The sequence below is a fragment of the Cohnella silvisoli genome, assembly GCF_021190915.1.
Taxonomy (GTDB): Bacteria; Bacillota; Bacilli; order Paenibacillales; family Paenibacillaceae; genus Cohnella; species Cohnella silvisoli.
Window position 1 is genome coordinate 434,440 of record NZ_JAIOAP010000004.1, and the last position, 13,841, is coordinate 448,280.

10 protein-coding genes and 1 rRNA gene are annotated in these 13,841 nt (G+C 50.7%); 9 read left to right on the forward strand and 2 right to left on the reverse strand.

What is annotated here, in order from left to right:
- Positions 1-13 precede the first annotated feature (13 nt).
- The 5 genes from K7P76_RS11130 to pcrA all read left to right on the forward strand — a co-directional run bounded on the left by K7P76_RS11130 (position 14) and on the right by pcrA (position 6,547).
- Positions 14-1,375 carry a UDP-glucose dehydrogenase family protein gene (locus K7P76_RS11130; RefSeq protein ID WP_232185363.1) on the forward strand — a complete coding sequence of 454 codons (1,362 nt, stop codon included), beginning with the start codon at positions 14-16 and terminating at the stop codon, positions 1,373-1,375.
- A 15-nt stretch (positions 1,376-1,390) separates the two neighbouring features.
- Entirely contained in the window at positions 1,391-2,266 is an 876-nt protein-coding gene (gene galU, locus K7P76_RS11135; RefSeq protein ID WP_232185364.1) for a UTP--glucose-1-phosphate uridylyltransferase GalU, read from the forward strand.
- A gap of 189 nt (positions 2,267-2,455) precedes the next feature.
- Complete coding sequence (locus K7P76_RS11140; protein WP_232185365.1) at positions 2,456-3,115, forward strand: helix-turn-helix domain-containing protein; 660 nt, start codon at positions 2,456-2,458, stop codon at positions 3,113-3,115.
- Between the two features lie 338 nt (positions 3,116-3,453).
- Positions 3,454-4,173, forward strand: a complete 720-nt coding sequence (gene pcrB / locus K7P76_RS11145; RefSeq protein WP_232185366.1) for a heptaprenylglyceryl phosphate synthase — start codon at positions 3,454-3,456, stop codon at positions 4,171-4,173.
- A complete protein-coding gene (gene pcrA / locus K7P76_RS11150; RefSeq protein ID WP_232185367.1) occupies positions 4,163-6,547 on the forward strand; it encodes a DNA helicase PcrA in 2,385 nt (794 codons plus the stop codon). Before pcrB ends, pcrA begins: the two co-directional genes overlap by 11 nt.
- Before the next feature lie 79 nt (positions 6,548-6,626).
- Here the strand turns inward: pcrA and K7P76_RS11155 are convergent, their stop codons facing one another.
- Positions 6,627-6,977 carry a hypothetical protein gene (locus K7P76_RS11155; protein ID WP_232185368.1) on the reverse strand — a complete coding sequence of 117 codons (351 nt, stop codon included), beginning with the start codon at positions 6,975-6,977 and terminating at the stop codon, positions 6,627-6,629.
- A gap of 170 nt (positions 6,978-7,147) precedes the next feature.
- On the opposite strand from K7P76_RS11155, the gene ligA reads away from it, so the two are divergent.
- The 3 genes from ligA (at position 7,148) to K7P76_RS11170 (ending at position 12,840) form a co-directional block, all read left to right on the forward strand.
- A complete protein-coding gene (gene ligA, locus K7P76_RS11160) occupies positions 7,148-9,172 on the forward strand; it encodes an NAD-dependent DNA ligase LigA (RefSeq protein WP_232185369.1) in 2,025 nt (674 codons plus the stop codon).
- Between the two features lie 126 nt (positions 9,173-9,298).
- Positions 9,299-10,588: a hypothetical protein gene (locus K7P76_RS11165; protein WP_232185370.1), complete on the forward strand. Its 1,290-nt coding sequence runs from the start codon at positions 9,299-9,301 to the stop codon at positions 10,586-10,588.
- A 44-nt stretch (positions 10,589-10,632) separates the two neighbouring features.
- Positions 10,633-12,840 carry an ATP-binding protein gene (locus tag K7P76_RS11170; RefSeq protein ID WP_232185371.1) on the forward strand — a complete coding sequence of 736 codons (2,208 nt, stop codon included), beginning with the start codon at positions 10,633-10,635 and terminating at the stop codon, positions 12,838-12,840.
- 126 nt (positions 12,841-12,966) lie between these two features.
- On the opposite strand, the gene K7P76_RS11175 is transcribed toward K7P76_RS11170, so the two are convergent.
- Positions 12,967-13,386, reverse strand: coding sequence for a DUF4395 domain-containing protein (locus K7P76_RS11175; RefSeq protein ID WP_232185372.1), 420 nt, complete (start codon positions 13,384-13,386; stop codon positions 12,967-12,969).
- A 378-nt stretch (positions 13,387-13,764) separates the two neighbouring features.
- On the opposite strand from K7P76_RS11175, the gene K7P76_RS11180 reads away from it, so the two are divergent.
- Positions 13,765-13,841: ribosomal RNA gene (locus K7P76_RS11180) — 16S ribosomal RNA — on the forward strand; the annotation flags it as partial.

The following is a 13,841-nucleotide window of genomic DNA, read 5'->3' on the forward strand; positions in this document are numbered from 1 at the left end:
GAGGGCGCAGACCATGAAAATGGCAGTCGTAGGAGCAGGGATTGTTGGGCTGGCAACAGGTGCAGGGTTTGCGGATCTTGGGCATACGGTGCATTGCGTGGATATCGATACGGGGAAAATCGCTCAATTATCACGCGGAATCATCCCGTATCATGAACCGGGACTGGAAGCGTTGGTCATGCGGAATACGTCTGCAGGTAGGCTCAGCTTCGGCCACGATCCCGCTAATCTGCTACAGGAAGCGGAGCTCGTATTTTTAACGGTTGGTACACCCTCGGGAGACACGGGCGAAATGTCATTAGCCGCTCTCTGGGCCGTAATCGGTCGATTGGAGGCATGGTCGGCTTCCGATACTAGACGGATTATCGTTATCAAAAGCACCGTTCCCGTCGGTACGGCTGAACGAGCGGAAGCGAGATTAAGAAGCCGTCTGCCTGATCATTGTCTGGTAGACGTCGTTTCCATACCGGAATTCATGCGGGAAGGAAGCGCTGTTCGGGACTTTTTCGAGCCTTCGCGCATCGTGATCGGAACGTCCTCGGAGGAAACGGCAGAGCGGCTCACGCAGCTTCATCAAAGGCTTCCAGGTCCCATCATGACGACAGATCGCCGTAGCGCGGAACTAGCTAAGCTAGCTGCTAATGCATGCCTTGCCGTAAAAATATCTTTCGCGAACGAGATTGCCGCATTGGCGGAACAGACGGGTGCGGATTATCCCTCCGTGGCTCATTCATTAGGGTTGGATCCGCGAATCGGTCCGCATTTTCTTGCGGCTGGCCTTGGTTTTGGCGGCTCCTGCTTGCCGAAGGATGCACGGGCGCTTGTGAGGATGGCGGATGAGGCAGGGGCGCCTCAAACGCTCGTAGAAGCTGCTGTTCGCGCCAATGCGATGCTTCCATTACGAATGGTTCGCAAGCTTGAAGCAGCTCTTTCCGATCCTAGCCGTCGCAAAGTTGCGCTGCTCGGTCTTGCTTTCAAGCCGGGTACCGATGATATGCGCGAAGCTCCTTCATTGCGCTTGATCGCCGAACTGAACCGTCGTCATCCGGGCATAACGTTAACCGCATATGACCCTGAGGCCAATCATGTTGCGCGCAAAATGCTACCTTCTTCCATAACGATATGTGATTCGGCCGAAGAAGCGCTGAGGGGCGCGGATGCGGCGATAATCGTAACCGAGTGGCGTGAATTTCGTCAGATCAAAACGGATGACTTTAAAAATTGGATGAATCGCCCTATAATTATGGATGGAAGAAATGCACTGGACGCTGCGGCTCTTAATGCGCAGGGTATCGTATGCATTGGTGTCGGACGATTACCGGTCATTCCGAAAGAGTTGTTGCGGAAGGCAGGCGAACTTGTACCGAAAGTCTAGAGAGGATGCCTGTTCATGAGGATTCGCAAGGCCATCATACCTGCAGCGGGAATGGGAACCCGGTTCCTTCCGGCCACGAAAGCGATGCCTAAGGAAATGCTTCCTATTATCGACAAACCCGGAATTCAATATATCGTCGAAGAAGCGGTCGCATCCGGCATTGAAGATATTCTTATCGTAACGGGAAAAGGTAAACGCGCCATAGAGGATCATTTTGACAGCTCGTACGAGCTTGAGCAAAGCTTGCTGATGAAGGGGAAGCTGGACTTGCTTTCCGAAGTTCAGAAGCCGTCCGACCTGATCGACATTCACTATATCCGCCAGAAGGAGCCGAGAGGACTCGGTCACGCTATCTGGTGCGCGCGTAAATTTATTGGCAACGAGCCCTTTGCGGTTCTGCTCGGAGACGATATTGTCCAGTCCGACGTCCCTTGTCTACAGCAGATGATGGACGTTTACGATGAAGTTCAGAGCTCCGTGCTCGCCGTGAAAAAAGTGCCGTATGATGAGGTGTCCCGCTACGGTATCGTAGACCCGGATTCAGTGGGCGGCGATGGTGATCGGATTATTAAAGTACGCGGTGTCGTGGAGAAGCCTTTGCCTGATTGCGCTCCCTCTGATATCGCCATTATCGGACGGTATATTTTGACGCCCGCCATCTTCGATATATTGGAGACGCAAGACGTTGGCGCCGGCGGAGAAATTCAATTAACCGATGCTATCTTCCGCTTGATGCAGGAACAATCCGTCTATGCGTATAACTTTCAAGGCAAGCGTTACGATACCGGCGAGAAGCTCGGCTATCTCAAGACGATCATCGATTTCGCATTGGAGCGTCCGGACCTGAAGGATGACATTCGGCAATATCTGAAAGAGAAGCTGGGGTGTTAAACACCTCCAACCAGGCCGACTTGGCAGAACGAGTCTATGGACCTCCCAGACCGACTTGGCGACCAACCATCTCTCTCGACAAATATCCACTTTTTTGGTAATGTAAAAATCAAATACAAAGCGTGAAGCACACGCCGTTTGCATCCATTATCGGAGCAAGCGGCGTTTTTATTTTGAGGAGGGATGGAGTTGTTCGAGAAACAGTTCGCGGATTATTTTAACGAGCAAAAAAGTATGGCCAACGGTAGAAGACTAGAGATGTTAAAGAAAGATTTGACGGGTGAGATTAGGCTGCTTAAGGATGTTGTGTTTCCGGTACTAGGCACGTTTAATGGTCTAACAATGGAGTATGAGATGGTTAGTTCATCAGGGATACGCATTTTCGGCGATTTGTTCTTTAAGCCAATTGAGTCCATCATCGAGACCGAGGGTTTTGTCAGCCACGCCGAGTTGATTACCCGGGACAGATTCGATTTCGAGAAAATGAGAATAAGAACCTTCGCAGAGTACGGGTATCCATTCATACCGTTCAGTTGGGATGATATTGTCAAAAGACCCGAAGTGTGCAGGCGGTCATTGTATGTCATTTTGGGTAAGTACGGAAGCACCGGCAATCAAACGGAGTATCATCTTACCGTCTACGAGCGTGAGATTATTCGATACGCTCTACGCCTAAATCGCCCTTTCGGGCTTGAAGATGTTTGCTTTTGTTTACAGTTAGGGAGAACCACATGTATTCAATTACTTAAAATATTGTTGGAGAAAGGTTTGATTAGACCAGTAAAAGAGGGTAAACTTCGAGTTCATGCGTATGAGTTGGGAGACAAAGCCAGATTGTTAATTATGTGAAATATTAATCACCAACACCCGGAGTACCAATAGGTTCAGAATCTGGACTTACTGAGTCGCACGGAGCACCAAAACCACCAATAGGTTCATAATCTGGACTTACTGAGCCGCGCGGAGCACCAAAACCACCAATAGGTTCATAATCTGGACTTACTGAGCCGCGCGGAGTACCAAAACCACAAATAGGTTCAGAATCTGGACTTACTCAGTCGCACCAAAAACACCATCCCACACCCAAACCCCACCGCTCACCGCCCCTCCACATCATTCCATCTTGGAAGAACCGCCGAATTCCTGTAGACTAGAAGAAAACCCTAGTTCTACTATATGGAGGCTAAATGCTCCCTTCCTTTTACAGCAGTTGGAGACATGTTTTCAAGCTTGACCCCGAACGCCCAATAGATGATGCGACGTTGGATGCCATTTGCACATCCGGAACGGATGCGATTCTAGTCGGCGGCTCCAGTGGGGTGACTTTCGATAATACAGTCGATTTGATGTCGCGGATTCGCAGGTACGAGGTGCCATGCGCATTCGAATTATCCGATCCGGCTTGCGGTGTGCCGGGTTTTGACGGTTATTTCATACCGAGCGTGCTTAATACGAAGCGATCCGAATGGCTCATCGGCCATCACGTCAAGGCATTACGCGATTACAGCCACCTGCTCCCATGGGAGTCGATCGCGGGCGAAGCGTACTTGGTCCTCAACCCGGATTCGACGGTCGCTCGTTTAACCGGAGCAGAGGCGAACATCGGCAGCAACGAGGCGATCGCGTACAGCCAGGTGGCGGACAGGCTTTGGAACATCCCCGTACTTTACGTGGAATATAGCGGGACTTTTGGCGATATGGAACTCTTAAAGCGCATCAGCAACAGCTTAAAGCAGGCGCAATTGTTCTACGGCGGCGGAATCGATAACCCCGAGCGTGCGGCGCAAGCGGCGAAAGCCGCAGATACGGTCGTCGTGGGCAACATCATATACGAGAATCTAGGTGCTGCACTGAGTACCGTAGGTGCGGTTAACCTTTCGATGAAGGAGCAAGGTCATGTTTTTTGAACGCGATAATACGAATTCCGTAGATATTGAGGCATCCATTAATAAACTTAATCCCAAGCAACGCGAAGCATCCGTGGCGACCGAAGGGCCGCTGCTCATCATGGCTGGAGCGGGAAGCGGCAAGACGCGGGTTCTGACGCATCGGATCGCGTACTTAATTTCCAAACGGCTTGCCGCGCCATGGAGCATTCTGGCCATCACCTTTACCAACAAAGCCGCCCGGGAGATGCAAGAACGCGTATCCAAGCTCGTCGGACCTTCGGGCAAAGACATTTGGGTCAGCACCTTCCACTCGATGTGCGTGCGCATTCTTCGCAGAGATATCGAACGCATCGGCTTCGGATCCAACTTTAGCATTCTCGATTCTACCGACCAGTTGTCCGTCATTCGCAACGTCATGAAAGACAATAACATCGATACGAAGAAAATCGAGCCCAAAGCCGTCCAAGCCTCCATCAGCGCTGCTAAGAACGAATTGTTGACGCCCGCTCAATTCGAACAACGTCAAGGTGATTACTTCGATACCATCGTTGCCAAAGTATATGCTCAGTATCAACGCAGACTGAAAAGCAACAATTCGCTCGACTTCGACGATCTTATTTTGCTGACCATCCAATTGTTCAAGGACGTACCCGAAGTGCTGGATTTCTACCAGAACAAATTCAAATATATTCACGTCGACGAGTATCAGGATACGAACAAAGCGCAATACAGCCTCTGTAAAATGTTAGCGCAAAAGCATCACAACATCTGCGTAGTCGGCGACAGCGATCAATCGATTTACCGTTGGCGCGGCGCGGACATTACGAATATTCTTAACTTCGAGGCGGATTACCCGGAAGCTCGCACGATCCTCTTGGAGCAAAACTACCGTTCGACCTCCAACATTCTGGATGCGGCTAACGCCGTTATCAAGAACAACATGGGACGCAAAGCGAAGAACTTGTGGACCGACAAGGACGGCGGGGAAAAAATCACGGTGTACCAGGGCGACTCCGAGCATGAAGAGGGTTATTTTATCGCCGGGGAAATTCGCAAGAATCGTCAGAACGCCCGCAATTATAGCGATCATGCCATACTTTACAGAACGAACGCCCAGTCCCGGGTCGTCGAGGAAATTCTCATCAAATCGGAAATCCCTTACCAGATCGTAGGAGGCATCAAGTTCTACGACCGCAAAGAAATCAAGGATATCCTTGCTTACTTGCGTTTAATATCCAACCCGGACGATGATATTAGCCTTAATCGGATTGTTAATGTGCCAAAGCGGGGACTAGGCGATACGACGATGGCGAAAGTGCAGGAGGAAGCGGCTCGCAAAGGAGTATCGATGTACCGGCTGCTGAACGAAGGGGACGGGCTGCTCGGCGATGGATTGTACCATTTAGACATCCAGAATCGCGCCAAAGCCACGTTAACCGAATTCCGGGATATGATCGCGAACCTCAGTGCGATGGTAGAATATTTATCCGTGACGGAATTGACGGAGAAGCTGCTTGAGATGACTCAGTATCGATTGGAGCTGCAGCAAGAGAAAACGATAGAATCCCAATCCCGGCTGGAAAATATCGAAGAGTTCTTGTCCGTTACCCAAGAGTTCGAGAAACGCAACGAGGAGAAATCCTTGATCGCGTTCTTGACCGATTTGGCGCTAATTGCAGACATCGACTCCATGGATGACGAAGAGGATGACGGCGATGCCGTCGTGCTCATGACGATGCACAGTGCCAAAGGGCTCGAATTCCCCGTCGTATTTATCGTTGGGATGGAGGAAGGCTTGTTCCCAAGCAGCAGGGCATTCATGGACAACGCGGAGATGGAAGAGGAGCGTCGGCTTGCCTATGTCGGTATCACGAGAGCGGAGAAGAAGCTGTACTTGACCTGCGCGCGCATGAGATTGCTCTACGGCCGGACGAATACGAATGCACCGTCGCGGTTCCTGGAAGAAATTCCAAACGAGCTGAAGGAAGCCGTAGAAACGGCAGGAGGCGGGCGACTCGGTTCCTACGGCGGATATGCTTCCCGTTTAGGCGGCGGTGGAAGTGGCAGTGGCGGCGGGTTCGGATCGCGTAGTAATTCCCCGAGCTTCGGCGGCAATAGCAACGCACCTGCCGGTTTCGGAGCGCGGCCAACGGTAGCTGGCGCTTCGACCGGAAGTTCGGTTACCCGTCCCGCAACGCCATCGGCCGCTCGCCCCGCGGGTGAAGGATTGGCTGTCGTTGCCGGCGACAAAGTCGAGCATGCTAAGTGGGGAGTCGGCACCGTCGTTGCCGTTAAAGGCACGGGTAACGACGTGGAGCTGCAAATCGCGTTTCCGGCGCCTGTCGGCGTGAAGAGACTGCTGGCCGCTTTCGCTCCGGTGACCAAAATATAAAGAGACTGCCGAGAATATCCGGCAGTCTGCTGCGGGCTCTCGGGAGCCCGTTTTATTTTCCGTAAGTGGAATCGTTGCTTCACCTTTGGCCGTATCCTTGATGATGATAGTCGGGCGTACGCAGTTCTTGCAAAATATCCATATACTCGATATGGCGTTTCGTTTCTATCGTGCCAATCTTGTAAATGTAGCGGTAAACCTCGACCATGCTATCGTTAAACCGTTTCGTTGCTCTGTCATGGTCTGCGGATTTATACGGAATGTGTGCCCTTAAGTAGGTTAGATCGTTGTTTTTTTGTTCCTTGTTCAACAATCCGACCAAATGGTTTCGTTCGTCTTCCGTTGCCAGAACGGTAAGCTGGTCCGTCAGGGATGGTTCCGCGCCCACCATGTTAGCAGAGACGGAAACATAATAACGTTGCTTGTCCATCTCCCCACCTCCTTTATGTGATAATAAATATTTACACCGCAGGACGGCTTTATGAAACAGAACAACGATTGAAGGCGGAGAATTCAACTCCTTATTTGACAGCTTTTCGGCACTGAAATAGACTAGGGGAAACCCCTAATAATCTCTAAATAAAGCGAGGTAAAGCAAGCATGGCGCAAACCGGAATTCTGGAGCGAATGCAAGAGCTCGTTAATGAACTTAACAGACACAGTCATCGTTACTATACGGAAGACAATCCTACGATAAGCGATAAAGAATACGATGTGCTTTATGATGAATTAACCCGTTTGGAGCTTGAAAATGGAACGGTTTTGCCGGATTCTCCGACGCGCAGGGTTGGAGGGGATATACTCAAGGGTTTCGTGCCGCACCGCCATCTGTCGAGGCTGTGGAGCTTGGATAAAGCGCAGAATATCGACGATCTGTCCGCTTGGGCTGCCAGAGCGAATCGTCTTATTGCCGATTTCAACTCGAAAAATCCCGATCAGCCGCTTCCGGCCCCGGAATATGTCGTGGAGCTGAAATTCGACGGTTTGTCTTTGAACCTAACCTATTCGGACGGGCAGCTTGTTCAGTCGGCTACGAGGGGCAACGGCGAGGTTGGGGAGGGGATATTGGCTCAGGTTCGCACGATTCGTACCGTTCCTCTGACGATCGGATTCGACGAGGGGACGATCGAAGTGCAGGGCGAAGGCTTCATGCGGTTGTCGGTGCTCGAGGAATATAACAAAACGGCGTCCGAGCCGCTCAAGAATGCCCGCAACGGAGCGGCCGGAGCGCTGCGTAACCTCGATCCGCGGATTACGGCGTCCCGTAGGCTGGATGCTTTCGTTTACAACGTGGGATATTCGGAGGGGGTAGCCTTCTCTAATCATCAAGAAATGATGGCTTTCCTGCGGGAAAATCGGTTTCCGGTTAATCCATACATAACGTATTTTTCTACAATAGAAGAAGTGATTACGGAATTGGAAAACGTCGTCGAACGTCGTGGACAACTTGATTACCTAATCGATGGAGCGGTCGTGAAGTTGACTGACTTGAGGACGCGGGAGGCTCTTGGTTATACGGATAAGTTCCCTCGGTGGGCGGTCGCGTTCAAGTTCGAAGCCGAAGAAACGACGACGGTGCTGGAGTCGGTGTCTTGGGAGCTCGGAAGAACGGGCAAAGTGACGCCTCTCGCCCGTGTCGAAGCGGTTGAACTGGCAGGCGTAACGGTCCAGAACTGTACGCTCAATAACGTCGGGGATATTGAACGCAAGAACTTATCGCACGCGCTCGGGACGCGCGTCTTCATCCGCCGTTCTAACGACGTAATCCCCGAAATATTAGGCAAAGCGGACGACGAAGAGGGAGGAACGATCGAAGTTCCGACTGAATGTCCGGGCTGCGGTTCACCTCTGGAGATGCGCGGAGCCCATCTGTTCTGCAACAACCGTCTCGGCTGCAAGCCGCAGATCATTGGGCGGATTACCCACTTCGCCTCGCGGGATTGCATGGACATCGAGACGTTTAGCGGCAAGACGGCGGAGCAACTGTTCGAAGAATTGAATGTTCGCGAGCCGGCCGACTTGTACAGCCTTAGCTTTGACGATTTGGTAAAGCTGCAGCGCTTTGGCGAGAAGAAAGCGACGAACTTGATTGCTGCCTTGGAGAAGTCCAAGTCGCGGGAGCTGGCGCCGTTTCTGAATGCGCTGGGCATTCCGAACACGGGCAAAGCAACGACCAAGATGCTGGCAGACCATTTCGGAGATATTGACCGTTTAATGGCGGCGGAAGCGGAAGAGCTAGTTGGATTGCCGGACGTAGGCGGCATTGTTGCAGAGAGCATATACGGTTTTTTCCACGACCCCCTCGTACAAGATAGCATTGCGCGGATGCGTGCGCTCGGCGTCAAGGCGGAAGCCGCCAAGCCGGCAGCCGCACTAGCGGATGCAAGCCACCCGCTGTTCGGGAAAACCGTCGTGCTGACAGGCACGTTGTCCGTCATGACGCGTGATGAAGCTGCACAAAAGCTGGAAGCGCTCGGAGCCAAAGTGTCAGGCAGCGTGTCGAAAAAAACCGATCTCGTCATCGCAGGGGAAAGCGCTGGAAGCAAGCTTGCCAAAGCGCGCGAGCTCGGTGTTCCGGTGTTGGAGGATGAAGAAGAATTAGTAAGACTGTTGGGCGGATTATAGAGGACTCCCATGCATACCAAGAGCACCCTTCGGGGTGTTCTTTTTTTCTGTCTTGTAACTACTGGCATTATTCCTTATAGTGGAAAGATAGATGGTCATTTATTTTGTCTAGCGAGGATGAATCCGATGCCTTTGACTGCCCCTCAACAGAGACGAATGCAAGATTCGAATAAAAAGAACCCGAGCGCCGAAGAAGAAACGGAAACGGCGGGGCAGGAAAGCGAAGAAACTCCTGACAAGTCAGCGGTCATGAAGAGGCTGCTGGCGCAAGGGGCTGTTAGCGTATTTCCTTTTTCCCGTCCTAGTGCTTCGGATTCTCCCGCGGCTGCCCCGACTCCCGAGGTCGCTCCGCCAACTGAACAATCAGTGGTAAGGGAACGGAGCGATGCGCCATTAACGGTGCCGTCTACGCCGACTGCATCAATGGAATCAGCAGAATCTGAATCAGCAGAATCTGAATCGTCGGGTTCGGAATCACAGGAGGCTTTCCATCGTCGCGTTGAACAACAAACCGAGAAAGCCAACAATCCGTCATGGTACAATCTACCTCAGCACATAGAGAATGCAAGACATGGCAAATGGGATCTATCCCAAAGCCGTTCTCGCCGAAGCGCATTGACCCCCGAGGAAGCCAGTAAACATAGGGAGGATATTTTAACTTCCCAGAATGAAAAGCGTTTGGCTCCATCGACGTTCGATGTCGGCCAGAAAGCCAAAAACGCGATCAACGATGTAGTCAGCAATCCCGGGCAGACCGCTGCAGGGATGATTCCGCTTGTGGGCACCGCAATTAAAGCGAAAATGAAAGAGAAATACGATGTGAAGGAACGGGACGTGCTCAAAGGTATTTCCGCGACCACAACCGACGATTCCGTCAAACAAAGCTCAAGCGCTCAGGCGGCGGCCGTAAGCACGCAAATCAATAACAACCGTTTTAAGGCCGCGGTGGGTACGGTTACCGGAGCGGCTAGCAACTTCGTTCCGGGCGGCGGCGCGGTTTCGACCGCGGCAACGACGGTTGCGGGTGCGATTGGCGACCAGGTCAATAAGAAAGAGTTGGCATCGGTTACTTCTTCCCGAGCTAGGGAGCAAGCCAGAAAGAAAATGGGCCGCTCCGAATTCGCCGAATATGAGAACGTAGATCAATTTATGAATATGGAAGACCAAAGGCATGCGCTCGTTGCGGCGGGTAAAGCCGGTCCAGGTGCTGGAGGTGCAGGGCCAGCTGCGCCTTCCCTTAACTCCCAGGATGAAGTCAGGCGGATGGTTGCCCATACGCGTGGAGATACCCCCTTTCATGCGGAATATAAAAAACGAGCCAAAGAGGTTCAACAGGAAAGAGCGGCCGCGGCAGCGCCTCCGGGGCAAAGCGCCGGCTTTATGTCCAAGGTGAAAAACTTTTTCTCGCGCTCCTGATTCACAATAACAATCCGGACACCATCGGAGGTTGCTTTACAGCAATGTACAACAATGATCGGGAATACCTGAAAGATCAATGGGAATGGCTGGACTCCTGTATTGCACTGCGACTGCATCTGCAAGAGCGTTTCGAGCAACATGCTCTTACCGTTTCCGGGTCGACAGGGGAGTTGCTCTCCGAATTTGAACTATTCGAAAGTATTCGTACTTTGGCTTCGGTCCAAGAAAACGATGCGGTTACGGTACGATTGCTTAAACATGTGGAGTTGATTGAACGGCGTATAGAAGACAGGCTTAAATTGAGCGAGGAAGCGAATGTATTTCTGGCGCTTCCTTATTTGTCTCGGATATTCGGGCTTTCCGCTTATGAAGTGAAAGGGATCATCGTATGTTTAGCCGTAGAAGTGGATCGCAAGTATGAGTCCTCTTATGAGCTGATGCAGAGGGATAAAGCTGCCAAGCTTCCGACGCCCGACTTGATTTCGCAACTGGTGAGTCGCTCCGAAGAGGATCTTCTACTTATTCGAGCGGCATTCGATGAAGAAGGTCCATTAAAGAAGTATTTTCTACGGCAGGAAGTAAGTACGAATAGAATGGGCACGCTGCTGAACAGGCAAACTAAGCTTGATGAGAGAATCGTTCGTTTTCTGCTGCATTCCGGAGACGTTCCTCCTTCGATGGATCCATACGTGACCTTTATTCATGCGGAAAATAAGCATTCGCCGCTAATTGGCAACATGGACATACAAAATAAGCTGAGGCAGTGGATAACGAATCGGATCCTCGAATCGGAGAAACCAAGCCATCCGCTTATCATCTCGTTGTGGGGCAAACCCGGCTCCGGCAAAAAAACGCAGGCGTTCCATCTGTGCCAATATTTTAACCAGTCGGTGTTGTGCGTTGATTTAGATAAGTGGCCGGCTTCGAATAAAGACGATATACGTGAACGGATGAACAATCTTTTTCGGGAAGCGACGATTCAGCAGGCGGTGCTTGTGTTTTGTCACTTTGAAGCTTGGGTGGACAAGGCAGAGCGGGTTTTGTCTCCCGAAGCGACCTATCTGCTTCATGAATTATGGGAGATGTCCGGCATTGTATTCCTGCTTTCCGAAGAGCCATGCCAACCTCTAGACCAACACCGTCTCATTGACCTTGAGGTCGAGCTGCCAGCGTTGTCGGATGCAGACCGTTCGCAAGCATGGAGTCAATTGACCGCTTCTTACGCTGTTGATTCAACTATCGACTGGGAGGCTTTGTCTGCAAGGTTCCTTTTTAACGTAGGTCAGATGAAGGACGCCTTAAAGGCGGCAAAGACGTTGTCCGAATGGAATCGCGGCGAAGCGGAAGCCGCCGTTATTGGATGGCGCGACATGATTCAAGCGAGTTATAAGCAGCTTAATCATAGTCTGGGCAACAAATCGAAGCGATTAAGCCCGAAGAATAGTTGGGGAGATTTGATTTTACCCGCCGTTCAGAAGGAGAAGCTGCAGCATGCCTGCAACCATATTCAGTACAAGCATACCGTATACGGTCGATGGGGCTTCGACAAGAAGCTGTCTTACGGAACGGGAATCAGCCTTCTGTTCTCAGGGCCGCCCGGCACCGGCAAAACAATGGCGTCCGAAATCGTCGCCAAAGAGCTGGACATGGAAATCTACAAGATCGACCTGTCGCAAATCATCAGCAAATATATAGGCGAGACGGAGAAGAACTTGCGGGAGATTTTCGACGAGGCGCAGGCGAGTTATGCCGTCCTGTTTTTCGATGAAGCCGACGCGCTATTCGGCAAGCGTTCCGAAGTCAAGGACTCGCACGACAAGAACGCCAATACGGAGGTTGCTTTTCTTCTCCAGAAGATGGAGGAGTACCGGGGGATCTCGATTCTGGCAACCAACTATTTGCAAAATATGGACGAAGCCTTCTTGAGGCGGATCAACTACGTGATTCGGTTCCCTTTTCCGGATGAAAAACAGCGCGAGACGATCTGGCAGCACATCTTCCCGGTGCAAACGCCATTGGAGAAGGATATCGATTTCAACTTTCTGGCCCGGAAGCTTCAGATGGCTGGGGGCAGCATCAAGAACATCGCGTTGACAGCAGCTTTCTTGGCAAGCGGGAAAGACGAGAAGGTCGGCATGAGGCACATTTTCAAAGCTTACCAATATGAATTGGACAAAACGAACAGGGCGTTAACAAGGGATGACTTAGGGGAGTATGCTTACCTCTACGATGAACTCACTAGCGTTTAATCGACGGAAAAGGCCTATGCTCTATGCACAGGCCTTTTTGCTGAAGATATAATAAACACATTAATATATGTTTATATAATTTTATATTCCTAAGCGGTCCATCCCATTAGCGGTATTCCGTTTCAATTAGTTTCTTCTAATCCCTCTTCCGGCTCGGATCTGTTTGATCCAGAAGTAGACCGTACATCCGATGCAATAGCCCAGTAGAGCGACGCTTGCGGCAATAAGGATCATAGAAGCGAATACATACGCTGCGATTTGCCAATCCAAAGCGAAGGAAATCAGAGATGCGGTCAGAAAAAGAACGGCCAGCGTATTATTGAACTTTTGAAGTTCCGCTGCTTGCGTCTCCTCGCCTTTACCCCTAAGAACTTGCTTGGCTATGATTACGAACAGATTTAATCGGCCTTCTGATAATAATCCCGTTAATTGAACAACCCACAGTGCCGCCAATATCCAAGGCTGCTGGAAGAGGAAGGAGAGAAGTACCGTTATTACGATTCCTGTCTGATTGGCTTTAACGTAACGCATAGGAACTTCACGCATGCATGATCACCCCTAAAGTCGATAAGTTTACTTGCGATAAATGTAATCGATTGTGATAGGGATAGCAATAGCAATAGGTGTTTCATGTCTTATTAATAGGGGGATATAAGAGTATATCAGACTGTATGAAATTTCCAGTATAAAAAGGGTTGCAATCGTATTTGAGTCTATGATATATTACTTAAGCCGCTTCAAGAGGGCACACGTTAAACAAGAAAAACGAAACGAAATAAGCAACACAAATTGTTCTTTGAAAACTGAACATTGAGCGTAAGAAAACGAACAAAACGTCTGAAGATGACTTCGGTTGTCGGATGGCAAACCAGCAGTACAGATTGAGCCTCAAAGGCTCTTTAATAAGAAGCTTCGGCTTCAACTATTATGGAGAGTTTGATCCTGGCTCAGGACGAACGCTGGCGGCGTGCCTAATACATGCAAGTCGAACGAATCTTGTT